The sequence below is a fragment of the Leptolyngbya sp. DQ-M1 genome, from assembly GCF_039962505.1.
Classification (GTDB): Bacteria; Cyanobacteriota; Cyanobacteriia; order Leptolyngbyales; family Leptolyngbyaceae; genus Leptolyngbya.
In genome coordinates this window covers 182065-208963 of record NZ_JAMPLJ010000006.1, presented here as the reverse complement: position 1 = coordinate 208963, position 26899 = coordinate 182065, and the positions used below count along the sequence as shown (strand labels likewise).

The window sequence follows — 26899 nt, the reverse complement described above, 5'->3', positions numbered from 1 at the left end:
CAATATAGCCACTTATTTTGACTATATTGTTTTTGACTATATTGTCGCCGCATAACAACTCGCTTTGTACACCAACTGTATTAGCATTTATCAGCATTATTGGTTAAGTTCGAGAGATTACTAGCGATGGGTGAAGCAGAACATTAGATTGATATTTCAGAAGAGGTGCGCGTGCGCCTTTATATTGAAGCTAGAAAAATTCAGTATTAAAACTTCTTTGCAAACTGCCAAGTTTTGGATTGAGTTTTACTGATTTATGTACAGAAAGGTAAGAAATGGTTGAAAAGCTTTGTTTCATAGCTAATAATTTAGCAATAATTCAAAACTTCTAACTAACTGTAAACTCTGCATCTGGCAAAGCATTTTAGCCAGAACTGCTTAGCTAGAATTGCAACTTTTAAGCTATTCCGCCACAACTGAATTATGAGTAGGAACTTCTTTGTAAAAGAAATTCTACACCGCCTCGTACTAACGCTGCATTTCCGGCTGCCGTAATTACACATTTGCATTTCACAGTTGCATTTAAAGGGATTTAATTACAATGAGCAAGCGAGAGAGTAGCCCCCTGCAAGACGTGCGGATGTTCCAGGACTCGCTCTATCGAGTCGCGCCACCCCCAATCCGAGACGTGCCGAACGCCTTCAACAAGTTGTTCCCGAAGTTACGTCCCTTCGCGCCGTGTGAAGAGCCGTACATCTCGCGGGTCGTTGAACTTGGCTCAAAGGGGAAGCGGACGAAGGAGGGGCTGATGGAGGGGGGGCTGATGAACGCCCACGACCCTCGTGTCACCGTCACCAACCCGCTCGCCGCGAACGACGAAAAGACGCCGCACCCGGATCCGACTTTGGCGGAACGCAACGTCGACAATGAGAACCCGGATATGACCGTCGGGTTCACCTTCCTTGGACAGTTCATTGACCATGACCTGACGTTCGATCCGAAGCCGATCAAGTGTGGGGAGACGGCCAGCCCAAACTTGCGATCGCGGTTCTTCGACTTGGATAGCGTGTATGGCCGCGGGCCACGGGAAGACCGGCTACTTTATGATCGTGCGTCCGAACTTGACCGGGGGGCTCCGATCAAATTCTTCGTCGACTTCGATGCCCCCCGCGACCTGCCACGGACGAGCCAGGAACGGGCTATCATCGCCGACCCGCGCAATGACGAAAACGTCATCATCTCCCAGCTCCACCTGGCGTTCCTCAAGTTTCACAACGAGGTCACCGACTACCTGGTTCCATCGCACCGATCGAAGACACCAGAAGATTTGTTTGAGTTAGTCCGCCTGGAGGTCTGCCGACACTACCAGTGGATCGTCGTCAACCAGTTCCTCGCCGTGACCCTCGACCCGGCCGTGTTCGCCGATGTCCGAAACAACGGACCGAAGTTCTACACAGGGTCTCTGCGACAGAAGATTCCCCGTGAGTTCCAAGTTGCTGCCTATCGGTTCGGACACAGCCAGATTCGCCCTGGGTACAAGGTGAATATCGGGTTTGGAGCCCCCATCTTCGATGCCCGGGTTGATCCTCGAGAGGGAGATCCGAACGACCTCCGGGGGGGTCGCCGGGCTGCCCGCCGCTTCGTTGAGTGGGACACGTTCTTTCAATTCGGGACGAAGGAGATCGATCCGGCTACAGGGACTGTCCGGGACAAGGTTAAGAAGAACAAGCGGATTGACCCGTTTATCTCCTCGCCGATGTTCGACCTGCCAGTTGGTCCGGGACTGGTTGATCCGGGTGACCGCCGCGTGTCGCTTGCGGGGCGGAACCTGGAGCGGCACCTCCAGCATGGACTCGCGTCCGGACAAGACATCGCCAAGGCGTTCGGTTATACCCCGCTGACGGCGATCGAGTTGCAGGAACTGAAGGAGTTTGAGTTCGACACCAGCACACCGCTCTGGTACTACGTGTTGAAGGAAGCCTTGCTCCAGCAGGATGGGCAACGGCTGGGGCAGGTCGGAAGCCGGATCATCGCCGAGGTTTTTTTCGGACTGCTAGAAGACACACCGGGGTCATACCTCAAGGCACCGAGCTGGAAGCCGACGCTGCCGCGACGGGACGGAACCACGGGCGATTTCACGATGACCGATCTACTGACCTTCGCTGGGGTAGCGTAACTTCTTGCCTGGAAGTGACATCGCAGCCTAACGATTCAAATGCAGTGGATGATTGAACTCCCGCGATCGCCAATCCCATCATCGACGATCGCGGGAATTTCTGTTTATGCGCCAACCGCTTCTTTTGCGGCGTAAAGCACTTCAGCGGTGATTTGGGTAATGTTACGATCGCGGGCAAACTTCTCAGTATTGCGCTTCACCTTACCCCGCACAAATCCCGGAATCCGATTCAATTCCGCGAGTCCATCCTTGCTCCAACTGAGATCTGATTCTGCCGAAACCGATTTAGTAATCACTTCTTTCGTATCGTGACCGCCAAAGATTTCGAGCAAGTGATCTTCCATTCCCAGGGTGAACGAGTTGTAGATCAAATCCACAATCTGATTGCTGCCTTCATAACCCACAAATGGTTTGTATCCAACCGGAAAGTTTTGAATGTGAATCGGAGCCGCAATCACACCGCAGGGAATATCCAGCCGTTTGCCGACGTGGCGCTCCATCTGGGTTCCAAAGATTGCAGCAGGTTCAAGACGGGCGATCGCATCAGCAATCTGCGCGTGATCTTCACTAACTAAAACATCATCACAGTATTCACCGACTTGATCTCTAAACCATTCCGCATCATACTTGCAATAGGTTCCCGCTAGCAATACATGAATTCCCATCTCACGCGCAAGAATTTTGGTGATTGCAGCAGCGTGTGTGCTATCTCCAAAGACAACCGCTTTTTTACCTGTGAGGTTTTGACAATCAATCGATCGAGAAAACCAAGCTGCCTGTGACACATACCGCGTTTGCTGATCAATGAACGGCTCATAATTGACATTTGCACCTTGCTCATTGATCACTTGCTGAATTTTGCGAATACAACGCGCCGTTTCAACAATTCCCATCGGGGTAATGTCGATGTAGGGCGTCCCAAATTCCTGCTTGAGATATTCAGCAGTAAGCAAGCCTGTCTCGCGATACGGAACCAGGTTAAACCAAGCACGGGGAAGCGTTTTGAGTTCGTGAACGCTTGCACCTTGAGGTACGATCGCATTCACTTCAATTCCCAAGTCCGCCATCAATTTCCTTAGTTCCGTTGCATCGTGATTGTGATGAAAACCAAGCGTGGTGAGTCCGAAGATATTCACCGAAGGCTTTTCGGTTTTCTCAGTCACCAAGTCGCCTTTCTTACGAGCTTTTGCAATATAGAACTGCACAATCTGTTGCAGAGTGCGATCGGCGGCTTGCAGTTCATTCACCCGATAGTGATTCACATCGGCCAACATCACATCGCCCTTGGCTTCAAGTTGTGCCCGCTCCACAAAGTTCTGCAAATCTTCCTGCAAAATACTTGATGTGCAAGTGGGAGTTAGGACAATCAGATCGGGATGTTCTTCGGCATCTTTGCGCGTAATGTTATCCACAACTTTTTCTTGCGATCCACGGGCGAGAACATTGCGATCGACCACGCTAGTTGTGACTGGAGTATAATCGCGTTCGCGTTCTAACATCGATCGCATGACATTAAAATAGTCATCGCCGATCGGCGCGTGCATGATGGCATGAACGTTTTTAAAGGAACTGGCGATGCGGAGTGTGCCAATATGGGCGGGGCCTGCATACATCCAGTAAGCTAATTTCATAACGGGTGTCTCCCTTATCGTGCAGTGAAGGGTATAAGAACTGCTTTAGCATTGTCGCAAAGGAACTGGATGCGTTGGCACTTGCTTTGTGATGTGTTACGCGATCGAATTTCGCTTAAAACAGCCTTAACCTCCCGTCAAGCGAGGCTTACAGCAAAATCAGACTCAGGATATTCTTAACACTGCTTAGACTATCGACACATTTCTCTACTGAGTATCTTGTAGAAAAACCGATCAGGCTTTGGCTTGAGTTCGGTGATTGTACAGCATGATTACCGAACTCAAGGTGGTTAAAATAGCATCAGTCTCCAAGGAAAACGTACCAGGATGAAGGCTGGCTCATTTCATGCTCTAAACAGTCTTTAGAACATCATCAGTTTTTCTGCTACAGCATAAACTTCTTGCGTAAACGGATGGTTTGGGTACTGTAAACAAAACACGCCACTACTAGCAAGCTGTAGTATTTCCTCGTTTTCTTGAAATAGTCCTGCTACCATTGCTTCGTAGTTTGCTTCTACTTGTTGTCGAATGGTCTCGCGATCGAAGGCTTTGGGCATCTTATTCACAAGCAGCATGAGATTGGGAACATCTAGCTTGCGAGCAACTTCTAGCGTCACTGCTGTTCCTAGATAATCCTGGCGATCAGGACGGAGGATCACAACCATTGCATCAGAAATTGCGATCGACAGAAGCGTTTCTTCGTTCAGACCAGGATGTGTGTCGATGAATAGAAAATCCAGGTTTAACCGATCCAAAAGCTCCTGAAACCCATCATTCAAAAGCCCAACATCAAATCCTTCGCGCAGAACCTTAGCAATTTCGCCTGCCTTTAAGCTGGAAGGAACTAGAAAGATTTTGCCAGCGATCGTAGCCGATTCTCCGCTTGCATCTTTCAGGTGATTAGTTACATCATAAGCAGTCTGCTCAAGGGTGCAATTTCCCCAGAGGTAATCGTTTAGCGAGTATGTCATCTTCTCTTCGTCTAAGCCGAAAATGACGTGAATCCCCGGTGATTGAATATCGGTATCAACAATGCAAACCCGCTTCCCTTGGCTGGCAACAGCAGTGGCAATGTTCGCGGTGAGGTTAGATTTGCCCGTGCCGCCCCGAAACGAATGAATGGAGATGATCTGAGACATGACTTTGTATGCCTTGTATGCCTAAGTGAGTTGCTATTAGTATGGGAAAACTCGCGATGAAACTATCAGGAGAACTTGGCTCATCAAGTTTCAACTATAGCGATCCTGTTTGAGCCGTGAACGCTAAAAGGAGTAGGGAGTAGGGGACTGAAAAGGGAATGACACCCCACTTGTCACTGTGTAACTGACTTAGAATCGCTATAGATTACATTCCGAAAGTTTACCGACGGTTTCTTCGTAGCTGTCCTGCACGTTGCTGTAGCTGTTGGAAATACTCAGTTTCAGTAATTTCTGTGACCTGTCGCGATCGCTTTGCAGCATCGACCTCAGAACGCAGTTCCTGTAATTGCTGTTTCAGTTTTTCTTCGCGGGCTTTTGCTTGTTGCACTTGCTGTTGATGGAATTGAGCATTTGCGATCGCTTGCACTGCCTGAGACGATACAGTAGAAAGCAATTTAAGGTGTTGAGCCGTGTAATGGATTGCTTGGTGATGGATTACATTCATTGCACCAATTACGCCTTGCTCGGTTTTGAGCGGAACGGTGATGAGCGCTTGAATCAGTTGCGATTCAGTAGAAGAGGGATTGAACCTTGCATCGATCGCAACTTCGTTGACAATTTCGCCTTTTGCCGTTGTAAGAACAGTTGCGGTGAAGCGTTCGATCGTAGACTGTTCGACGTGATCAAAGCTAAAAGTGCGATTGATTGCTTTATTCGCTGAATCCGTGAGCAAAATTGAAGCAGCCGTGGCAGGAATTAATTTACGGACTTCGGTGAGAACGGTTTGACAGACGATCGTTAGGTCTAAGCTTGTTGTGAGCTTTTCAGACAGGTTATACAGCAAGTTAATTTCACGGTACTGGTCTAACACTTCATCGGCTAACGTTTTGAGTTCTAATTCTCGATTACAAAAGTCGGTCAAAATAGTCGCGATGATTTGTGTATCTTGAGCGCCAATAACCCAACCAAGCAGTCTTTCGCCTGCAAATATAGGATATTTCTCAGTTTGAGCCGGATCTGGCTTTCCCTGCAACAGTTTTCCAGAGTCATCCTGAATTTGTACAGGCAGATTCAGCGTACTGATTAATGCCGCGATCGTTGCTTCTGATTGTTTGAGAACACGCTTTAAATTAACTCGTACCATTTGCTGAGCTACATTGTGGGGCTGAGTTAGGTTAGTATGCCCATTTCTCACAGAAGTAGAATTCTCTGTTCGTAATCTTTTGAAAGTTTGGGTCTTCTCGGATTGCAATGGGCATTCTGAAAGTGAACTGCTCAAAACATCGATCGTGCAAACAGCCCGTGTCACACTTAGTTATTCACAAAGCGATCTCACTTCTTCTTCTGATTATGGTGGGTTATTTGCTCAAACCCAAATTCAGCAGTGAGACTTCTGTTGGAGCAATTCGAGCTTTTATTCTGAGTGCGGCACTCCCTGCAACGATCTTTTTATCAACGATCGAGATTGATACTCGTCTTGATTTAGTACTTTTGCCTTCGTTTGCTTTAGCCGTCAATCTCTATCTGATGCTAATTGGCTTTGGTTTAACCTATCTTCTCATTCCCAAAACTGAGAAGTCAAAAAGACGCGCTCTTGTTTTATTGTTTCCTTCGCTTGCACCTGGATTAACGGTGTACCCATTTGTTGAGCAATTCTTAGGAACTCAAGGTTTGGCTTGGGCAGCTTTAGCAGATATGGGAAATAAATTTTTTGTTCTAATTGGTTTATATGCGTTAGCAATAATTTGGTATCAGAAAAAAGCAGAATGTTCTAATTCTGAAATAAAACCTCATTGGCAACAGATTGGACTGTTTTTGCTGAGTGAGCCTGTCAATCTTGCGATCGTTCTCGGTGTGATTCTCGCCACTTCTGGGATCAAATCTGTTTCGCTTCCGGTTGCTGTATTGGATACAATCCAGAAGCTTGCGCTTTGTGCAACACCGCTCATTTTAGTTTATGTAGGGGTTTCGCTCAACTTGAAGTCTTTGCGATTGGGCACAATTTTGATGGTGTTGCTTGCGAGGGCGGGTGCTGGATTTTTGTTAAGTGCGGCTGCGATCGCGCTAATTCGTCCTACCTCAGAAATCACGATGCTCATGATTGCTTTGCCACAAGCATCCTGTAGCTTATGGTCACTACTTCATGGAACTCGAATTAATCAACAAAGTTCGGAAAAGAATCAACAATTATTCTTTGATACTGAATTCGCTACAGCTTTACTGGCGATGTCTTTTCCCTTTTCGATCGCGGTTCTTCTAATCGTCTTTTCTAGTGGCAGCTTCTTTAGCTCAACAGTTCATCTCGGACTGATAGGCATCACCTTTTTAGGCATCTTCAGTTTATTTCTATTATTGAGGCAGATGTCGATCGAGTGGCAAAATTCGATTGTAGTTAGCTTAAAAAGCTCGTTTAAACCGAAGCCAAAAAATCAAGAATATCCGAAAGAAAAAGCACTTCCAATTGAGACAAAACAGGTACAAGGTTCACAATTGCATCTTCATAGACTGAAAGACATTAACCAAATTGTTACTCGATACCTGCATTCCGAGATTAAAGATCCCAATGTTGCTCTAAAAATTCAATATCTAATCAAAGGGCGAGTACTGGTTATATTAGGTCAACATAAAGATGGTCATTTCATTAGCTTAGATATTGTTTTTCAACATTTAGAGAAAGAAATTAAATTGCTGGAATTGGAATTTTTAGACCAAATTCGGTTTTGTTTCAAATATATCGACCAGAAAGAGCTATATACCTGCTATTCACTGACTCTAGACTCTCCTGCAAACAACCCCTGTAGCTAAATTCAACATGATTCATTTACCCTGGCTTCAACGCAAAAAGTTTTCACTCAATAGCGCAAAATTCAATCCTAATAGAATTATTTCTACGCTTTTAGTAGGCGGATCGATCGTCACGATCGGAGCCACCGCGTTCGGAAGCTATTGGGTTGTGCGCAGCTTAATCCTCAATACCCTAAAGAACAATGCACTTTTAAAGGTGGAAAAAGCAGGCAGTGATATCGATACTTGGTTAGCTCAACAACTGGGTAGTGTTGAAGCACTGGCAAATAGTTACGAAATCCGATCGATGAATTGGGACATTGCAGAGCCTTATTTGCAGTTAGAAAAGGATCGATTGGCTAACTTCTGGATGTTTATTCTTGTGAATCCAGACGGAACATATTACACCACTCGTTTGGGATTTGCGAAAGGAAAAAATCTCAACGATCGAGAATATTTTCAACGAGCAATGAAGGGTGAATCGAATGTCTCAGATATGATCATTTCTCGTACCACGGGCAAACGTCAGATCAACATTTCAGCGCCTGTATGGTCATTTCCTCGTGCAAACTACGCTCAGCTTCCTAAAGATAGAATTGATGTCCGCTCTGGTAGTTTGGCGTTCTACAATCTTCCCAGCAATCCATCCGAACAACCAACAGTAATTGGCAATTTAGCCGGAAACATTGCGATCGCTCAAGTCTCGGAAGTAGTCGCCAACACTCAACTGGGAAAAGGGAGCTATGCTTTTGCATTAGACTCGAAAGGTGTTCCGATCGCACATCCCGATCCCAATTTGACCGAGGGCACTCAAAGCTTTCTAGATAGCAATAATCCAGCATTAGCGAACATTGCGCGTTCAATGGTCAATCAACAGCACAAGGTTAATTTGATGCAGCTTGATAATCAATGGGTCTATGTTGCTTATGCACCGATTCAAAAAGCAAAATGGTCAGTGGCACTAGTGATTCCGCGAGAGAATCTAGAGCAGCAACTTAATGCCCTCAACTTGCTTGCCTCAGTTGTTGGAACATTGTTAGGACTGGCAACTCTGGTTGCGCTACAACGAGTGCGCCAACTAAGGGAAACCCGCGATCGAGCGATTCAGGAAGCTTTGTTAAACAAACAAATCGCTCAAACTAGCACTCAACTCCAAGATGCTCTCGCTTATCTCAGTGCCATCATTGATAATCTAGTCGATGGATTATTGGTCACCGATATCACTGGCAAAATCACGCACTGTAATCCTGCTTTGTCCAAGATGTTTGACATCGATTCAACAAACTTAGCTCAGCCGAACTGTACAGCCGTGTTTAGTCAAGAAATTACGGATTTAATTGCTCAAGCTCAGAGGCATCCAGGTCAGGTTTTTACGGCTGAGCTTGCCCTCAGTCCTGGTGGTATTGGTAAAGCAGTTGCCACTGCGATTTTAAAAGCTGAACAGTCTGGGGGTCAACGCTGCTCCTCGATCGGCTCTGTGATCCTCATTCGCGACATTACCTCTGAAAAAGAAGTGGATCAGATGAAGACTGATTTCATTTCAACAGTTTCTCACGAACTTAGAACGCCGTTAACTTCGGTGTTAGGCTTTGCCAAAATCATCAAAAAGAAACTCGATGAAGTGGTCTTTCCAGCCGTAGTGAGCGAAGACCGAAAAATGCAGCGAACTATCCGTCAGGTTGAAGATAACATTGACATCATTGTGTCAGAAGGAATGCGCCTGACTTCACTAATTAATGATGTGTTAGATATTGCCAAAATGGAAGCGGGCAAAGTCGATTGGAAGATGGAGCTTCTAGATGTGGGCGAAGTCATTGAACGTGCGATCGCAGCCACCTCTGCCTTGTTTCAAGCCAAGAATCTTGAGCTGATTCGGCAAATTGAGCCATTGCCGAAAGTGATAGGCGATCACGATCGTATTGTTCAAGTAGTAATCAATCTGATTTCCAATGCTGTCAAATTTACGGATCAGGGCGCTGTTATCTGTAAAGCGATTCGCGTTGAAGATGATGTTTGTATTAGTGTGATTGATTCCGGTACTGGAATTGCGGCGGAAGACCATAAAAAAGTGTTTGAGAAATTTAAGCAAGTTGGTGACACCTTAACCGATAAGCCAACAGGAACAGGATTAGGGTTGCCCATTTGTAAACAGATTGTCGAGCACCACAAGGGCAGAATTTGGGTTGAGAGTGAACTCGGAAAAGGTAGCACCTTCTCGTTTACGCTGCCAATTCAAATCGAATCAAACCAGGTTCAAAAAATCGATTTCAGTACGCTGGTGCAGCAGCTTCGAGAACAAGTGATTCACCAGGATTCTGAGACCCATCGCTCGCATAAAACGATCCTTGTCGTTGATGATGAAGCGCCGATTCGAGAACTATTACGGCAAAACCTAGAAGCCGAAGACTATCAGATTTTAGAAGCGAAAGATGGTAGGGAAGCGGTCGCGATCGCCAAACAGCACAAGCCACACCTGATCATTCTTGATGTGATGATGCCGGATATGTCAGGCTTCGATGTTGCCGCAGTGCTGAAAAATGACCCGCAAACGATGGGCGTTCCCATCATCATTTTGTCGATCGTAGATGACAAAGAGCGTGGCTTGCAGATTGGAGTCGATCGCTATCTAACCAAGCCCATCAACACAGAGCTATTGTTACATGAAGTCGATTCGCTGATTGCTCAAGGAAACTCTCGTCGCAAAGTCCTCGTAGTGGATGAAAATGAATTGGCGACGAAAACCCTGGTCGAAGTGCTACAAGCTCAGGGATTTACTGCGATCGAAGCGTCAAACGATGCAGAATTGATTGAAAAAGCGCTCTCTACTCAGCCCGACACGGTGATTGCAAACGCGAAGTTTTGGGAACATTCAACGGCAGTAAAAACCCTAAAGTTTGAAAAAGGACTTGAAAACGTTTTTCTTCTCTTAATTGCAGACAATCAATCTGATTCAACGTTGCTTTAAGCCACCCTCGATAAGCCTCTCAACTCCTGGAGAAACAACAGCCATGTCACAAAAAATCTTGATCGTTGATGATGAATTTCACATTCGTCTGCTGCTGGAGCAGACTTTAGAAGAGTTAGAAGATCAAGGGATCGAGCTACTGACTGCAACAAATGGGCGCGAAGCACTAGAAATCATCCAGACCGAGCTTCCCCAATTGGTCTTTCTCGATGTCATGATGCCTTACTTAAACGGTTTTGATGTTTGCGCGACTGTTAAACACGAATTGAACCTACAAGATGTCTACATCATTATGCTGACTGCAAAAGGGCAAGAGTTCGATCGACAGAAAGGTATAGAAGTAGGGGCAGACTTATATATGACGAAGCCTTTTGATCCAGACGCAGTGCTTGAGAAGTCAATCCAAATTTTAGGACTATAGCACCATCAAAAAGCCCCTTTGTATCAGGGGCTTTCAGCAATCACTGAATCTATTAATGCAAATAAATTTGAATTCCCACCACGATCGCAACCAATAACACGATTGGAATTCCGATCGCTGCCATTCCGTTATGACTTTTCACAACACGGGCTTCATGGCTAACGACCGCTTTTTTAATCGTCTCGTGCATCTCCTCGCGCAGCTTAGCCATTTCCGACTCTAGACTATCTGTACTGTAGAGTTGCCGCAAGCGATCGAAGGTATCACGAGCCATCACTAAGCTATCTTCAGGACGACGAAATAGAATATCCAAGATTTCGGTGTGACTGAAGACCAGAAGCTTTAAGGGTTCTACAGCTTTAACAGTGGACGATCGGGGCTTGCGATCAATGATTTCAACCTCTCCGAACACTTTACCAACACCCAGAGACTTCGAGACAACATTCCCCGTCTCAGGATAAGTATCAATGATTTCAACTTTACCAGCCTTAATTAGATAGACTGATTCGCTTTCGTCTCCTTCACAGTAAATTGTTTCACCCGGCGAATAGGTGCGCTTTTCCATAATGCTAATTTTCACAGGAGCGATAGTTTCACCGCTATCATTCCCATACTGAGTGCAGGTCTATCGCGACACATCACGATCACAGGAGCATAAATGACGATGGGTATTCGCCAATCCTCGTCGTCTGGTCGGGAGAAACCCGGTACTAAGACGATGGCAGATCTACTGTTTCTCCCAGAACTGGAACGGGGTTTAATGAACTGGCTACTGCGTCAGCGTTCTGCAAGTCTGACCGAGGTTGCGAACTATCTAGCTGAAGATGAAGCGATCGCACGATCGCATCTAGAGAAGCTTGCAGCAGAAGGATTCTTGCAGCCAATAGAAGCCGAAGGACACCTCTGTTATCAGCCTTGTCTCGCTTCAAGACGTGGTCGTCAAGTTCCTTCAACCATTTGGAATGCTCTAGATTCCTAAATTAACTCAAGTGTTTCGCCAGGAGTTGCCATGATTACAAATGAGCCGACCGTAACATCGCCTTCTTCCCAGATTTGGCAGTGGCGCGGCTACCCAATTCGATATCAGACTGCTGGAACTCAAGGTTCGATCGTGCTGCTCATTCATGGATTAGGCGCATCGAGTGATCATTGGCGTAAAAGCATTCCAGTTCTAGCAGAAAACCATCGCGTGTATGCGATCGACTTAATTGGCTTTGGTCAGTCTGCTAAACCAAAACCGAGCGAATCGCTGAACTATCGCTTTGAAACTTGGGGACAACAGATTGCTGATTTTTGCCGCGAGGTGATTCAAGCACCCGTTTTTTTAGTGGGCAATTCGATCGGCTGCTTAGTAGCGCTGCAAGCCACGGTGATCAATCCACAACAAGTGATAGCAGTAGCGCTGTTAGATTGTGCCTTACGCCTGCAACATGAACGCAAGCTCAAGGGAATTCGCCGCCTTACCTTTCCGTGGGTGCAAAAACTCCTGCTGTCTCCAGCGATCGGGCATTTCTTCTTTGCAAAACTGGCTCAACCTCAAGTTATTCGTAAAGCCTTGCTAAAAGCCTATGCTCGACATGAAGCGGTGACAGATGAATTAGTAGAAATCTTGCTGAAACCTGCTCAACATCCTGGTGCAGCGGATGTGTTTCTCTCATTTATTACTCACTCCAAGGGTGTGTTGCCCGAAGATTTGCTACCTGAAATTACTTGCCCTGTATTGATGCTCTGGGGAACTGAAGATTCGTTTGAGCCGATCGCGCAGGGTCGAGAATTAGCGAAGTTTCCAGCCGTAAAAGAGTTCATTCCACTCGAAGGCGTTGGGCATTGTCCTCAAGATGAAGCACCAGAGCTAGTTAATCCAATTCTGCGAAAATGGCTAGCTCAACACGAACAACCCGAAGCTTCTACGATTTGAAAGGAATAAACAATTCATGCCCACTCACTTTAAAGATCTCAAGAAAAGTCTCAAGGTTTCTCCCTTACTTTTCATCTTCGTAACGATTCTGCTAGATAAGTTAGGGGAAAGTATTCTATTTCCAATTCTGCCATTCTTGCTGGAAAGATTTCGCTCAGATGCACTGACACTAGGATTGTTGACATCCTCATTTGCCTTAGCACAGTTTTTTGCTACGCCTCTGATTGGCTCACTCTCCGATCGCTATGGTCGCCGTCCTGTTCTATTGCTGTGTGTGTTAGGAACTTCTCTTTCCTACTACCTGTTTGGCTTAGCGGGTAGTCTGTGGGTGCTGTTTGTCTCACGCATGATTGATGGTGTAACTGGGGGTGTTGCAGCAACCGCACAAGCTTATATTGCCGATATTTCAACTCCCGCCGATCGCGCTAAAAACTTCGGGCTGACGGGTGCTGCCTTTGGGTTGGGATTTGTGTTAGGACCTGCTTTGGGTGGATCGCTTGCAGGAATTAACCTCAATTTACCTGTCTTTTTTGCGGGCACTGTCGCATTGCTCAATTTCATCTTAGGCTGGGTGAGCCTGCCCGAATCTCTAAAGCCAGAAAACCGTCGTGCTCTGCGCTTAAAAGATTTGAATCCGCTCGGTCAAATCAATGATTTATTTCAGCACGATCGTATCAAAGGGCTTCTTTGGACGACTTTTATTTTCAACTTTGCGTTCTCTGGATTCTCCAGTGTTTTTGTGCTGTTTCTGAGCCGGCGTTTTGGGTGGGGGCCTGCTTCAGCGGCGCTTGTGTTTGTCTTTATTGGTGTGCTTTCGACTGTGATTCAAGGTGGGCTGATTCGCAAGCTGATTCCTGCGTTTGGTGAAGGAAAGCTAACTTTGGCGGGGTTAGTTGCGTTGGCGATCGGCTTTGGGCTGATCGGGGTCATTCCATCAGAAACACCAACTCTTTATGTCCTGCTTTATTTAAGCCAAGGATTGTTAGCGCTGGGTGTGGGATTGATTCTGCCCTGTCTAAGAGGACTGATTTCTAATCGCGTTTCTGCTCAAGAACAGGGACGTACCCTTGCGAATGCTCAAGGACTACAGAGTATTGCTTCAATTCTAGGCCCGTTGTGGGCAAGCTGGTGTTTTGATCATGTTGGGATCTTCTCTCCGTTTTGGCTGGGAGCAATTTTCATCCTATTTGCCTTTGGAACAACCTGGATGAATCTACAATCGATGTCCTCCGAGTCTGCAAGTTCATAAGGTTGGCAGCAGCTTAAGCTGCTGCCAACCGTCCATCTTCCATATGAATGATGCGATCGGCAATATCTAAAATTCGGTTATCGTGTGTGACGAGCAGGATTGTACAGCCCTGCTCTTTTGCTAATCGCTGCATGATTTCCACCACATCTCGTCCCGATTTACTGTCTAATGCTGCGGTCGGTTCATCTGCTAGAACCATTTTCGGTTGACTGACCAAGGCACGAGCGATCGCAACTCGCTGTTTCTGTCCACCAGACAAATCATTCGGGTAATAGTTGATTCGATGTCCTAAACCAACGGCGTGTAGCATTGCTACAGAACGATTGATCCGCTCTGTCAGGGTCAGATCTTTGTGCAGGCGCAGAGACATTCCGACATTTTGCTGAGCCGTCAAACAATCCAGTAGATTGTGTGCCTGAAAGATGTATCCAATCTGGCTCCGTACCTGCACCAGTTGTTGTTTACTCGCTCCACAGAGTTCCTGCTCCAAAATTTTCAAACTGCCTTCTTGAACTGATCTCAGTCCGCCCATTAAGCTTAATAGCGTTGTTTTTCCACTTCCAGAAGGGCCTGTCAAAATCACAATTTCACCTGCATGAATCTCCAGATCAATTTCTGAAAGTACGGGTTTTTGGAGTGCGCCCTTACCAAAAGAGTGATTGAGCTGCTTAGCGACAATGACAGGAGCTGGAGACATAACTGATCTCTCTAAAATACATCGGCTGGATCAGCAGACCGCAATTTTCGCACTGCGATCGCGGCTGAAATCAAACACATTAACAGCGTCAGAATGAAAACTTGCAGTGCCACATCAGGACGCATCACGATTGCAACACGAGTTAAAGTTCCAAGCAACCCATACATTCCCACAGAACAAGCAAATCCAGGTAGAAAACCAAGTACACCTAGAACGATCGCTTCTTGAAAAATGATTCCTAACAGTCGCGAATCAGAATAACCGATCGCTTTCAAGGTTGCGTATTCTGGCAGATGATCATTCACGTCGGTGTATAGCACCTGATAAACAATCACAATGCCAACAATGAATCCCATCACTGTGCCGAAATTGAAGATAATTCCAGGCGGTTGTTTCGCCCAGTATCCCTGCTCTAATGCGATAAACTCTTGACGATTTAGAACCTTGATATCTTGCGGCAACAGCTTTTGTAAACCTTGGGCCACAGCGTTAGGATTAGCACCAGGTTCCAGGGTAATCATCCCCAGGTGAACTTCGTCTGCTCCAGCTTGACCAAAGAGCCGTAAGTAGTTGGTATCGCTCATGACGATATGTCCCTGTTTGAACAAACTACTGCCCAGGCTATAAAGCCCCCCAACCGACATTTTTCGCCCACCTACAACACTATTAACCGGATCTCCTTTGCTGAACAGTTCGCCCACAGATCCTAGAGACGGAAGAGATTTGCTATCAAATAGAACTGTATCTTGTTGTGCGATCGTCCCAAGTTGCCCACGAATTTCGGGTAAATCCATTGCCGATCGTGCTGGGTTAAAAGCAATGATATTCACATCTGCAAGTTCTTTGGTCTGTGGATTCACCCAGGAAGTCCGGCTGTAGTAAAGCGGATCAACAGAAGCAATTCCCTGAATTCCATTCGCTCGATATAGTTGCGCTTTGGGAATGGTTTTATTTCCAAGAAACTGACTCGTTCGATTCACCAGAAAGAGATCCCCTTTGAGGTTCTCCTGAATCCGCGATACCCCATCAAACATCGCTGCTCGAAATCCCAACTGCATAAAGATGAGAATGTTAGCAAAGGAGATCCCCGCTAGTCCGACGACTAAACGCACTTTCTGATGGGAAAGCTGCGACCAAGCTAAGGGAGGCTCCTGAGCGAAGCGATTAACCAGTCGTTTGGGAAGAAGAAAGTGCATGGTCGCGGTTAAATGAGTAAGAGATTCCAATCAGTCCAAACGAATTTGAACTCGTACCTGCATATAGGTGAGTTCTGCAACTTTTTTACTATCCTCTGGATCGAGCCGAATTTTGACTTCCACGACTCGCGCATTTTTGTCTGCTGCTGGATCGGTATTCAGCGAATCAGTTTTTTTGATTTGAAGTCCGATCTGTTCAACTGTGCCGCGTAATTGTTGATTAAACCCGCCGTTTTCGCTCGTGATCAGAGCTTGTTGTCCCCGTTTCACTCTGGGAATGTCGGTTTCATATACCTCGGCAACAACATACATTTGATCAGTTTGTCCCAGATCGACGATGCCTTGCTCTGCATTAACTTGCTCCCCAATCTGAGTATTGATCCTTAGGATCTGACCCGCGATCGGAGCGCGGACATACGAATCTCCCAGTTGAGTTTCTGCCTGTTTTTGTTGGGCGATCGCGTACTCTATCTCAGCTTGAGGAACTTGGAGATCGGCTGGACGAACTTCACTTAACGCTTGCAGCTTAGCGGTTTCTTCCTGAATCTGGGCAGATAAAGTCAGCTTTGTTTCTTGCAGTTGTGCTTTTGCCTCTTGCAGTGATGCGGTAGCAGTCTCAAAGCTTCTGCGATCGTTGTCTAAGAGAGAGGTACTGATTGCTCCTTCTTTTTGGAGCTTCTGCGATCGTTCATAACTCGCCTGAGCATTCCGAACTTCAGCTTTAGCACGAGCGACTGCTGCTTGTCTTGCAGCCATTTCGGTATCAAATTGCGCGGTTAACCGTGCGATCGCTGCCTTTTGTGCAGACAGTCCACTAACAGTTGCACTGCCCACTCTAGTTTGTGCCAGCTTTGCTTGCATCACTGCAACATTTTGCTTCGCCTGTTCGAGTGCCGCCTGCTTCTTATCCAATCCCTGCAAAATCGCAATCACCTGCCCTGCTTGCACTCGATCGCCTTGCTTGACCAGTAGCCGATCCACTCGACTATCCCTTGCATTCACAACAGAGACCTTGATCACAGAGCCTTTCGGTTCAACTCGACCTAAAGCAGTCACAGACTGCACAGGCGCAGGTTGACTCGATAGACCTGCATCCGCATTTTGCTTTACTTTAGACTGAGACAAATACGCTGCACCTAATCCCAGCGACCCGATCGAGAGTGCCCCGATTAGCCCATAGCTAATTGTTTTGAGAGGAATTTGTTTTTGCACGATAGATTCAGCACAGTGGAGGACAATGACAGCAATACCGCAGTGTGAAACAGATCAGGAAGCTTCCATCATCCATCCCATGTCCGAAAACTTCTTCAGCAGTTTTCGATAAGCAATCAATGTCGCATCCGAGGCAACCATTAATTCGGTACTGTTATTGAGCGGTGCAAGCCGAGGGATCTGAGTTTGGACAACGACGTTATCCTCCATGCAAATGCGAGTCCCGACTTGAGTTGTATTTTGATCTAACCAATGGCTCAGCCCAGGAACATGATTGAGAAAGCTGCGAATATTGATCGATTTAACGATCGTAGTGTTTTCATCAACTGGAATATGAGCCAAAATACTTTCAATCTTGAACTGACCAAAATTGACACCGGAATAGGTGATGTTTGGTGGTGCAAAAATGTACTGTTTCCAAGGATCTTGGTCATCGTCCTTCAAGAAAAATCGCATCGGCCCGTTAATGCGGTTAATCTTGATGCCTAAAGTTGCGGATAATCCCCATTCAGTCACTTTCAAGTCATAATCCTCAATCACCGTGTTCTCAGGAGTTTTGCTTTTCCCGACTGACCCCCCGTGCATGAATGGAGCGTGGGAAACATCCAGCGTGTTCTCCATTGTGCGAGTGAAATGAGCGTTAAAGGTATAGACGCTCTGAGCGGGTTCACGAACTGGATTCTCAAACTGTGGGAATGAGGGAAGAGGGGGACGATCGCGTTCCGGTAAGTCACCGACAAATACCCAAATGAATCCGTATTTCTCTTGAACCGGATAAGCCTCTACTTTCGCTCGTTTCGGAATGGGAGTTGAGGCTGGATTTGCCGGAATCTCACGACAGGAGCCGTCTGCTTCATACCTCCAGCCATGATAGGGACAGCGAAGACAATTTCCTTCAACCCATCCACCCGCTAAAGATGCGCCTCGATGGGCACAACGATTGTCAAGCGCGACCACTTTTCCCTGGCTGTCACGATACACCGCCATTTTTCTGCCCATTAATGTAACAAGGGTTGGGCGCTGTGTGATTGCCTTGCTAAATTCAACGGCATACCAGAAATTTTTGAACATCGTTGAGGCTCCTTAAGTCTTCGCAACTTCTACAGGGTGTTCCGATGGCTGAGCGATCGGATGCTCAAACAAACCTGGGTTAGATTCAGGCTCTAAAGTTAATTTGTGCTTTGCTTTAGTGGAGTAATCGCCGATTCCCCAGCCTTTATCTAGGAACTTACGCAGTAGTTTACGATAAGCAACGAGTAGATTATCTGAAGCCACTAAAACTTCTTCGGTTAATCCATAAGGCACAACGCGAGGTTCTTGCGCCTCAATCACCGCTTTGTCTTCCAGATAAGTATCGACTGTATTTTTGATCGAGTTATAGTCTGCCCAAGGTTGTGTGAGAAAGTTGCGGACTCCAATCCACTTCGTTAAGGTTGTGTTTTCGTCAACGGGAATGTTGGTTGCAAAGTAGACATATTGATAGCCACGGAAGTTAAAGTCTAGTGCAATCCGGTTGATGTTTGGTAGATAAACCGTCAAGGTTGCACTGGAGTAAGGACGATCGCGCTTCACAATGTATTTCAGCAGTCCTACTCGCTTGGGTGGCTTAGTGCGAACAGTCGCGCTTGTACTCCATTCCTCGCTCTTGACTTCGTAATCCCAAACCTCTGCATCATCCCGGTTATTAAAAAAAGCAGCATGAACGAAAGGTGCATGGGAAGTATCTAAGCCGCTCTCAATCACGCGAGTGTAGTGAGCATTCCAAACATATTCGCCTTGAACCTGCCGCCAAGCGGGGTCGCCGTACTCTGGAAACGGTGGAATTGGGGGACGCTCTGACTCTGGCGCATCCCCCACAAATATCCAAATAAAACCATACTTTTCCTGCACTGGGTAAGTCCCCACTCGTGCCCGCTTAGGAATCGGCACGTCTGCTTGATTTGCTGGAACTTCGACGCAAGCCCCATCTGATTGATATTTCCAACCATGATAGGGACAGCGCAGACAACCTTCTTCAATCCACCCCCCAGATAGAGCCGCCCCACGATGGGCACAGCGATCGTCGAGAGCAATCACTTGATGATCTGCATCCCGATAGAGAACATAGTGCTGTCCCATCAGCGTGATTTGTTTTGGTTTGGCTGTGACAGCAGCACTGAATTCAACCGCATACCAGAAGTTCTTGAGCACGTGCGATCGCCCCACTCGTTTTGCAAGGTTTAGAGATAGCTCTATGATTCCCAAGCCGATATTAGAGTAACGGTGGTGAGGGATAATTCTCTGAGCAGAATCGGGTACTCTTCATGCAAAGCAAGATTATACAAACACAGAGGCTATGGTTAGAAAAGCTCAACGTCTGCCAGTTGATCAAACCGGCAAGGAAAAAATTAACGAGTTTCGTCAAGAACTAAATCAGAAGCTTGAAGATGCGATCGAGCATCACGAATTCAAGATGGTTTACATTGGGTTTGCAACACTTTTTGCGTTTGCGGGTGTCATTTATCTTGCAGTTAAGGTTCCGCTTCCCTTCTTTCATTAGTCGTTCTTTAACACGATGAGGGATGGACAAACCTAGAGGAACTAGGCAACTGGTGCGAGCAAAAGGCGAATAAGCCACTTAATGCTAAAGCGCTTTAGCATTCGCCAAGCGCTTGGCGTATGAATAAGAGCCCAAATGGTTCGATAAATTGGAACCAACATTGTCGCGATCAATTGACAAAGCAAAAACCATTCTCTTTCTTGTTGAGCGATCGGATAAATAGGTCTATTCATCTAATAAAATAATTTAGTGAGTAGAAATCATAGCGTTAGGCAGTAGGATTAGAAATGCAAAAAGAGTAATCGTATCTGTGACTATGCCGAATGCTACTGTGATTGGGTTGGGGAAATCTGGCAACGCCGCCGCCCGACTTCTCAAACGCCAGGGATGGCAAGTCACCATTAGCGATCGCGGTGCTTCCGATACCCTCCAATCGCAACAACAAGAACTGATCGCAGAAGGAATCGATGTGCGTTTGGGCGACAACTTCGATCCTGAATTAGTGCAACCAGATTTAATTGTGGTGAGTCCGGGTGTACCGTGGGATGTGCCGAGTTTAGCCAAGGCTCAATCGATGAATATTGAAACGATCGGCGAAATGGAGCTTGCCTGGAGGGCATTAAGCTATGCTCCCTGGGTAGCAATTACTGGAACGAATGGCAAAACTACGACAACAGCTTTAACTGCGGCAATCTTTCAGAAAGCGGGATATCATGCACCTGCATTCGGCAACATCGGCTATGCTGCTTGTGAAGTCGCATTGTTAGATCAAAAGATTGATTGGGCGATCGCAGAAATTAGTAGCTATCAGATTGAATCATCGCTCTCGATCACGCCTGGAATTGCTATCTGGACAACGTTTACACCCGATCATCTCAGTCGCCACAAAACCTTAGAGAACTATTTCAACATTAAAGCGAGCCTACTGAATCAATCAAAGCAACAGATTTTTAACGGGGATGATCCTTATCTACGGAACATCGGACAACAGCAAACCTATCCGATTCAAGAGAATGCTTGCTGGACGAGTGTAACCGGTAAGTCTGAACTGATAGGAAATCCAGCGTTCGGAGCTTACATTGAAGAGGCATGGGCGATCGTCCAAGGAGAAAAGATTGTTCGGGCGGATGCGCTAAGAATGCCGGGAGCGCACAATTTGCAGAATCTATTGATGTCTGTAGCAGCCGCACATTTCGCAGGAATTGATAAAGATGCGATCGCTCAAGCTGTTGCAGAGTTTCCAGGCGTTCCACATCGATTAGAGCGAATTTGCACTTGGCAGGGAATCGAGTTTATCAACGATAGTAAAGCGACTAACTATGATGCCGCAGAAGTTGGACTTGTCGCGGTCGAAGCTCCAGTGATTCTGATTGCAGGCGGAGAGCCTAAAATTGGTGAGGATCAAGCTTGGCTCAATGCAATTCAATCGAAAGCTGCATTTGTGCTGTTGATTGGCGAAGCTGCTCCGACCTTTGGAAAACGGCTTGAAGAGATTGGTTACTCGAACTATGAAGATGTTGGAACAATGGAACGGGCGGTAGCGCGATCGACCACCCTTGCAAAACAATATTCTGCGAAAGTTGTCCTTCTATCTCCCGCTTGTGCCAGCTTTGATCAATATCAGAACTTTGAGCAACGGGGCGATCATTTTCGTCAGCTTTGTTTAGAACAGTGTTCTGAGTAAAATCTGAGCAGATTTCAGCGATCGTTCGCATATCATAGCAGTCCTCGTTTTTTTAACTTAGACATCGCATCTTCAGCCGCTTGCTTTTCTGCATCCTTTTTACTGCGACCTTTACCCTCACCATAAAGTTTTTCACCCACATACACTCTAGAAACGAACACTGGAGCATGATCGGCTCCACCTAACTTCTCTGTTACATACTTTGGTGGAGCCGCAGCACCATTTGCCTGCGCGAACTCCTGAAACTTATTCTTTGAGTCCACGTTTGAGCGAACTACCATCGCTTCTTGGGGCACAGTGTCAAATAGCTCTGTCACCAAAGGACGTAGCGCTTCAATATCGCGATCGTGATCTAAGTAATAAGCTCCCACCACTGCCTCAAAAGTGCTGCTCAGAAGATTTGGATTCTGATAACCGCCATCCCGAATTGCGCCTTGTCCAAGCCGCATTCTAAAATCTAATCCAATCTCAGTAGCAAACTTAGCAAGCTGCCTTTCGTCTACGAGTGCTGCTCGTCGTCGCGTCATTTCATCTTCTCCCATTTCGGGATAAAGCTGATAAAGGTACTCGCCACTGATGAAATTGAGAATGGCATCGCCCAGAAATTCTAGGCGCTCGTTATCTCCATCTCCTCCAGGATTTTCATTTACATAGGAACGGTGAGTGAGAGAGCGACGTAGAAGCTTTTCGTCTTTAAACATCAAGAGTTTGTGCATTTTTTCCTCGCTACGTTGGTTGAAAGCTGAAAAGTCGGGGGATAAAGGCTATTGCCACGACTGTTGTTACAGCCAAAACAAGCCAGTCGCAGATTCTCTAGAGAGTTGGAACTGCCTTTGCTTTTAGGCTTTAAATGATCGAGAGTTAGAGTCTTCGCGTCATAGGAATTCCCACACCACCAACAGCACGAGCCATATTCCTTAATGAGTTGAGCCTTTCTAGATTGTTTCTGCTTGGAATTCATGTTGAGTTTCCTCTGCTATAGGTTTTAGTAGCATCGGAATATCAGACAGGAGCAGCATTCCCGCCAATAGAGAAAGCTACTAACCTGCCACTCACTAGGTAAACGTCTCAAGCTCACTATCTCCAAACCTCAAACCAGCGCATACTTAATATGCTGAACTAGCCTTTACCTGAAATAAATTCTTTTATCTCGGATGAACGCTAAACCAAAATACTAAGTATGCGCTGACCTGAGAACCAGAGATAGTGCCCATGAGACGAACATCTAGGAATTAATATTCATCTGCATAAATAAATCGAAGCACGGCTACATTTGATTGTCAAGTGGGAGGTTTCAGGCTCATCCTATTCCACTGCACGAATAACAATCGCTAGAGTCGGGCATTCTACACCGATTTCGCGGCAAAATGTTAGCCTAGAAGGGATTTTAGATTGCGAAACTCCGATGAACAAAGTTGTGGTAGGACTCTCTGGGGGAGTCGATAGTTCGGTTGCGGCTGCCACGTTGCATGATCAAGGCTATGAAGTCGTGGGCTTGACCCTTTGGTTGATGAAAGGGAAGGGACAGTGCTGCTCTGAAGGCATGATCGATGCGGCTAAACTTTGTGAGGAGTTGGACATTCCACATCACATTGTCGATAGCCGTGATGTATTTCAGGAAAATATTATCGATTACCTGGTGACAGGCTACGGAGAAGGAATTACGCCGTTGCCCTGTTCGCAGTGCAATAAAGCGGTGAAGTTTACCCCGATGCTGAACTATGCGCGGGAAACATTGGGGATTGATAAAATCGCCACCGGTCACTATGCCCGCATTCGGGTTGAAAATGGGCGGTATCAACTGTTGAGAGCGATCGATCGATCTAAAGATCAATCTTATTTCTTGTATGACCTGAATCAAGAAGTTCTGTCGCGGGTGCTCTTTCCGCTCGGTGAAAAACACAAAACCGAAACCCGCCAAATTGCTGCTGCGTTTGGATTGCACACCGCAGACAAGCCCGAAAGCCAAGATCTGTGTTTAGTCGAAGCGAACGGTTCAATGCAAGCGTTTCTTGATAAATACATCACGCCGCACAAAGGCGAAATTGTCGATCGCGCTGGTAAAGTTCTCGGTCAGCATGAGGGCGTGCATCACTATACGATCGGGCAGCGTAAAGGGTTAGGAATCGCTCACACAGAGCCGCTTTATGTGATTGGTTTAGATGCGGCTCGCAATCGGGTGATTGTGGGTGAGCGATCGGAAGCGCAGAACCCCGAATGTACGGTGGGACGGATTAACTGGGTGTCGATCACACAACCGACCGCACCGATCAAAGCCGATGTACAGATTCGGTATCGATCGATAGCGACTCCTGCAACAGTGATTCCGATCGAAGATAATCGGGTGCGGATTGTGTTTGATGAGCCGCAGTTTAGTATCACACCCGGACAAGCCGCCGTTTGGTATGACGGAGAGGTGCTACTTGGGGGCGGAATTATTGAGCGGGGGTGAGGCAATTGCGCCAAGCGGAACATCTCGGACTGAGAAGTTCTGCCAGCCCTTGCCGTCAAAGTGCCACCATTCGGTCGAGAGTGGGATGAATCCTGCTCTCACCATTGCATTTTCTAGCAGTTGTCGATTTTTCAGCACTGGTGCGGGTAAATCAGTGTAACTCCGGCTGGCGCGTTCTGTGAAATCATCAAATTGAGTCGGCATGGGAAGTTCTTTTCCAGTGCGATCGATCAGTGTGACATCGACGGCAGCTCCTCGATTATGCCGTGATCCTTTGGCGGGATTGGCGACATATCGCTCGTCGGGAACAATTTCCCACAGGCGTTTTTGAATCGATAACGGGCGGTAACAATCGTATACTTTCAGTCCAAGCCCTTCTTTTTCTAAGTTTGTTTGCACTTGCGATAACTGTTGTGCAACCGAAGCGCGTAGAATACATCTCGCTTGGGGATAAAGCTTCCGTTTGACAAAATTGTTAGTGGTGGCGTAACGAATATCGAGCGCGATCCGGGGGTTGATCGATCGAATATCGACAAACACAGCGGGATTTAGTTCAGTTGCATTCATCGGGCTGTGAATGAGCAAGGCGCACATAAGCGCGATCGAGAACGCGAGAACAGACCGAATCTGGGAAGAAGAGGGTTGCATTTCAATTTAAGCCAATGAGTTTTGTTGAAAAAACGGACTTGAGCTTTGGGCACTTTGTTCACTCCGGTAATCTGTGGTAAGGTAATCAAAACCTTGCTTGTTGCACAATATTTTCAATTACCATGCTGCTGTCTTCGAGAATCAATGTTTGGCATATGGTTCCGATCGCCCTTGGGTTACATGGACTGATGTTTATTGTTCCGGTTCCTTCCCAAGATGCGATCGTAGAGCGGCAAAATCCTAAGACGGTCAGGGTTGCCAATGTGCCCAATCCTTCTTCCAAAGCAACAACGCCGCCGACTCCCAAAGCAAAGGCTTCTCCCAAGCCTACTCCGCAACTGTTGGTGAAGCCTCGTGTAGTTGAACCTCCTGTAACTCTTTCTCAACCTAAGCCAAGTGCCTCGACTCCTATCGTTGCGACTCCGACCCCCTCTCCAGTTGTGTCACCCTCTCCAGTGGTATCACCCTCTCCAACGCCAACGACTTCTCCAACCCCAACGCCGTCCCCCTCGCCTAAAGACGCTTTACAGCTCGATGGTGCAACTCCGGGCTGTGATGGGCGCGAAGGATGCTGGGAAATTGCTGAAACACAGGGGAGAATGATATCGAAAACGCTAGAGAAGCAGCTACAAGATCAGGGCTATCAAGTGACTGAGAAAGATATCAATGAAGATGTAGGAATGCGAGTGTATCAAGTTGAGAAATCAGGAACTCAGCCGTATTATCTGCATTTTATCTGGAGCGATCGCGGAACCGCTTATGTTCGTCACGCTCAAATTCTCAGCCGTAGCGAACTCGAAGCGATCGCAAATCTCTAGTACGTGCGCCCTTTCCATGCACCGCCCTGTCCTTGCCAATGTTTGACGGCAGAATCGATCGTCATGAGTAGATAGAGAAATGCGATCGCAGGTAAGCAAAACGCATACCAAAATGAACAGCGATAAAACTGCACGATTGGAAAGTAAGCCAGAGTCATTAATGCGTAAGTTAATAAGCTAATTGAATTTCCGGTTAATATTCCAATCACGGGAGAGAGATAAACAATAAACATTCCCGATACTGCGCCCACTAATAGCAGAGGAGAATAATTTAGCTGAGTATAAGCAGTACGAGAAACCATGTTCCAGATCGTACCGAGTGAATCGTAGGGACGTAAACTGATTGTCGTTGGAGTCAATCCGAGCCAGATTCTTTTAGAACCCGTCGATTTAATCGCATCCGCTAAGGCACAATCATCAATTAACGCTTGCCGAATTGCCGCGACACCGCCAATTCGAATCAATGCCTCACATCGAATGAGACTACATCCGCCTGCCGCAGCCGCTAACGATCGACCCGGATCATTTGCCCAACGAAACGGATATAGCTTAGCGAAAAAGAACACAAATGCTGGAATCAGTAACTTCTCCCAAAAACTCACACAGCGTAATCGCACCATGAGCGATACTAACTCGCGATCGTCTGCGATCGCATGACTCACCAGATCTCGCAAATTGTTCTGATCATGCTCAATATCTGCGTCCGTCAACAAAAAATAATCCGGCTGCAACTCCATGCCTTTTTGAATGCCCTGTTCCAACGCCCACAGTTTTCCTGTCCAACCTGCGGGTAGGGGTTGCGCTGAGAGAATCTGTAGCTGAGCGGCTTTTCCGAGCGATTCGGCTGTTTCCTTGGCGACTTCTGCGGTTCCGTCGGTGCTGTGATCGTCTACTAGAATGATTTGGAGCGAACCAGAATAGGATTGTGTGAGCAACGATCGCAAAGTAATCGACAGCAAATCCGCTTCATTTCGGGCTGGAATTACGACGCAAACCGAAGCGCTTTCTAGCTCTCCATCGGGCAGGCGTTGATCCATTCGCCAAAACTGCCCCCGGAATCCTAGCAAATAGATCCAAATTAATAAACTTACGATCGACAGCCCAAGAATGATTTCGCTCATGTCACAATCACGATAAATGCTTTAATTACACGGGGAGCGATCGCAATGGCTTTCATTCGCGTTGATGAAAACATCACTGTGAACACCCAGTACATCGTAAAAGTAAAGTGGAAACTTAATGCTGAAAATGATGAACTCTCAGGATCAATTTTCCTAACAGGTGGCGACAAGAACGAAGTGGTTGCGATCAAAGGTGCAGCCGCTTATAAATTGTGGGATATTCTTCATGCGCGTGAGGATTTGCCCCGAAATAAAAATAGCGAAGCGAGCGCAGAATGGCAGCATAGCCGTAGAGGTTGGTAATGTTTG

At 46.7% G+C, this 26899-nt stretch carries 24 protein-coding genes; 12 read left to right on the top strand and 12 right to left on the bottom strand.

Going from position 1 to position 26899, the window contains the following annotated elements; genetic code table 11:
* Positions 1-541 precede the first annotated feature (541 nt).
* Positions 542-2116 carry a peroxidase family protein gene (locus NC981_RS19125; RefSeq protein WP_348244394.1) on the top strand — a complete coding sequence of 525 codons (1575 nt, stop codon included), beginning with the start codon at positions 542-544 and terminating at the stop codon, positions 2114-2116.
* A 104-nt stretch (positions 2117-2220) separates the two neighbouring features.
* On the opposite strand, the gene bchB is transcribed toward NC981_RS19125, so the two are convergent.
* The 3 genes from bchB to NC981_RS19110 form a co-directional block, all read right to left on the bottom strand.
* A complete protein-coding gene (gene bchB / locus NC981_RS19120) occupies positions 2221-3747 on the bottom strand; it encodes a ferredoxin:protochlorophyllide reductase (ATP-dependent) subunit B (protein WP_348244393.1) in 1527 nt (508 codons plus the stop codon).
* Between the two features lie 362 nt (positions 3748-4109).
* On the bottom strand, positions 4110-4886 hold the full coding sequence (locus tag NC981_RS19115; RefSeq protein WP_190378268.1) for a MinD/ParA family protein: 777 nt from the start codon (positions 4884-4886) through the stop codon (positions 4110-4112).
* Between the two features lie 220 nt (positions 4887-5106).
* Positions 5107-6030, bottom strand: a complete 924-nt coding sequence (locus tag NC981_RS19110; RefSeq protein WP_348244392.1) for a GAF domain-containing protein — start codon at positions 6028-6030, stop codon at positions 5107-5109.
* A 158-nt stretch (positions 6031-6188) separates the two neighbouring features.
* Here NC981_RS19110 and NC981_RS19105 point away from each other — a divergent pair, with 158 nt between their 5' ends.
* Genes NC981_RS19105 through NC981_RS19095 form a run of 3 tightly spaced genes read left to right on the top strand, consistent with a single transcriptional unit; the run spans position 6189 to position 11056 of the window.
* The gene (locus NC981_RS19105) at positions 6189-7691 is read left to right on the top strand and encodes a hypothetical protein (RefSeq protein WP_348244391.1); all 1503 of its coding nucleotides are present in this window, start codon (positions 6189-6191) and stop codon (positions 7689-7691) included.
* Between the two features lie 7 nt (positions 7692-7698).
* On the top strand, positions 7699-10635 hold the full coding sequence (locus NC981_RS19100; protein ID WP_348244390.1) for an ATP-binding protein: 2937 nt from the start codon (positions 7699-7701) through the stop codon (positions 10633-10635).
* A gap of 43 nt (positions 10636-10678) precedes the next feature.
* Entirely contained in the window at positions 10679-11056 is a 378-nt protein-coding gene (locus tag NC981_RS19095; RefSeq protein ID WP_348244389.1) for a response regulator, read from the top strand.
* Positions 11057-11108: 52 nt separating this feature from the next.
* Here the strand turns inward: NC981_RS19095 and NC981_RS19090 are convergent, their stop codons facing one another.
* Positions 11109-11621 (bottom strand): cyclic nucleotide-binding domain-containing protein, encoded by a 513-nt coding sequence (locus NC981_RS19090; RefSeq protein WP_190378272.1) that lies wholly within the window; start codon positions 11619-11621, stop codon positions 11109-11111.
* Positions 11622-11720: 99 nt separating this feature from the next.
* Here NC981_RS19090 and NC981_RS19085 point away from each other — a divergent pair, with 99 nt between their 5' ends.
* From NC981_RS19085 to NC981_RS19075, 3 genes are read left to right on the top strand one after another with little or no spacing between them, the layout of a single operon-like run.
* A complete protein-coding gene (locus NC981_RS19085) occupies positions 11721-12035 on the top strand; it encodes a hypothetical protein (RefSeq protein WP_348244388.1) in 315 nt (104 codons plus the stop codon).
* Positions 12036-12065: 30 nt separating this feature from the next.
* On the top strand, positions 12066-12974 hold the full coding sequence (locus NC981_RS19080; protein ID WP_348244387.1) for an alpha/beta fold hydrolase: 909 nt from the start codon (positions 12066-12068) through the stop codon (positions 12972-12974).
* Positions 12975-12990: 16 nt separating this feature from the next.
* Complete coding sequence (locus NC981_RS19075; protein ID WP_348244386.1) at positions 12991-14223, top strand: MFS transporter; 1233 nt, start codon at positions 12991-12993, stop codon at positions 14221-14223.
* A 13-nt stretch (positions 14224-14236) separates the two neighbouring features.
* Here NC981_RS19075 and NC981_RS19070 read toward each other — a convergent pair whose 3' ends face one another.
* Genes NC981_RS19070 through NC981_RS19050 form a run of 5 tightly spaced genes read right to left on the bottom strand, consistent with a single transcriptional unit; the run spans position 14237 to position 19572 of the window.
* Positions 14237-14920: a DevA family ABC transporter ATP-binding protein gene (locus tag NC981_RS19070; protein WP_348244385.1), complete on the bottom strand. Its 684-nt coding sequence runs from the start codon at positions 14918-14920 to the stop codon at positions 14237-14239.
* 11 nt (positions 14921-14931) lie between these two features.
* Entirely contained in the window at positions 14932-16116 is a 1185-nt protein-coding gene (gene devC / locus NC981_RS19065; RefSeq protein WP_348244384.1) for an ABC transporter permease DevC, read from the bottom strand.
* A gap of 30 nt (positions 16117-16146) precedes the next feature.
* On the bottom strand, positions 16147-17328 hold the full coding sequence (locus NC981_RS19060; RefSeq protein WP_348244383.1) for an HlyD family efflux transporter periplasmic adaptor subunit: 1182 nt from the start codon (positions 17326-17328) through the stop codon (positions 16147-16149).
* 54 nt (positions 17329-17382) lie between these two features.
* Positions 17383-18399 (bottom strand): aromatic ring-hydroxylating dioxygenase subunit alpha, encoded by a 1017-nt coding sequence (locus tag NC981_RS19055; RefSeq protein WP_348244382.1) that lies wholly within the window; start codon positions 18397-18399, stop codon positions 17383-17385.
* Positions 18400-18411: 12 nt separating this feature from the next.
* On the bottom strand, positions 18412-19572 hold the full coding sequence (locus NC981_RS19050; RefSeq protein WP_348244381.1) for an aromatic ring-hydroxylating dioxygenase subunit alpha: 1161 nt from the start codon (positions 19570-19572) through the stop codon (positions 18412-18414).
* A 91-nt stretch (positions 19573-19663) separates the two neighbouring features.
* On the opposite strand from NC981_RS19050, the gene NC981_RS19045 reads away from it, so the two are divergent.
* Together NC981_RS19045 and murD are read left to right on the top strand one after the other, a co-directional pair.
* On the top strand, positions 19664-19867 hold the full coding sequence (locus NC981_RS19045) for a hypothetical protein (protein ID WP_190378280.1): 204 nt from the start codon (positions 19664-19666) through the stop codon (positions 19865-19867).
* A gap of 316 nt (positions 19868-20183) precedes the next feature.
* The gene (murD, locus tag NC981_RS19040; protein WP_348244380.1) at positions 20184-21551 is read left to right on the top strand and encodes a UDP-N-acetylmuramoyl-L-alanine--D-glutamate ligase; all 1368 of its coding nucleotides are present in this window, start codon (positions 20184-20186) and stop codon (positions 21549-21551) included.
* Between the two features lie 32 nt (positions 21552-21583).
* Here the strand turns inward: murD and rnc are convergent, their stop codons facing one another.
* Entirely contained in the window at positions 21584-22267 is a 684-nt protein-coding gene (rnc, locus tag NC981_RS19035; RefSeq protein WP_348244379.1) for a ribonuclease III, read from the bottom strand.
* A 689-nt stretch (positions 22268-22956) separates the two neighbouring features.
* On the opposite strand from rnc, the gene mnmA reads away from it, so the two are divergent.
* Positions 22957-24003 (top strand): tRNA 2-thiouridine(34) synthase MnmA, encoded by a 1047-nt coding sequence (mnmA, locus tag NC981_RS19030; RefSeq protein ID WP_348244378.1) that lies wholly within the window; start codon positions 22957-22959, stop codon positions 24001-24003.
* Here the strand turns inward: mnmA and NC981_RS19025 are convergent.
* The gene (locus NC981_RS19025) at positions 23971-24597 is read right to left on the bottom strand and encodes a M15 family metallopeptidase (protein ID WP_348244502.1); all 627 of its coding nucleotides are present in this window, start codon (positions 24595-24597) and stop codon (positions 23971-23973) included. The two genes, mnmA and NC981_RS19025, sit on opposite strands and share 33 nt — an antisense overlap.
* Before the next feature lie 176 nt (positions 24598-24773).
* On the opposite strand from NC981_RS19025, the gene NC981_RS19020 reads away from it, so the two are divergent.
* Positions 24774-25469 (top strand): hypothetical protein, encoded by a 696-nt coding sequence (locus NC981_RS19020; protein WP_348244377.1) that lies wholly within the window; start codon positions 24774-24776, stop codon positions 25467-25469.
* Here NC981_RS19020 and NC981_RS19015 read toward each other — a convergent pair.
* Complete coding sequence (locus NC981_RS19015) at positions 25466-26590, bottom strand: glycosyltransferase (RefSeq protein WP_348244376.1); 1125 nt, start codon at positions 26588-26590, stop codon at positions 25466-25468. The two genes, NC981_RS19020 and NC981_RS19015, sit on opposite strands and share 4 nt — an antisense overlap.
* A 45-nt stretch (positions 26591-26635) precedes the next feature.
* On the opposite strand from NC981_RS19015, the gene NC981_RS19010 reads away from it, so the two are divergent.
* Positions 26636-26893 (top strand): hypothetical protein, encoded by a 258-nt coding sequence (locus NC981_RS19010; RefSeq protein ID WP_348244375.1) that lies wholly within the window; start codon positions 26636-26638, stop codon positions 26891-26893.
* Positions 26894-26899 lie beyond the last annotated feature (6 nt).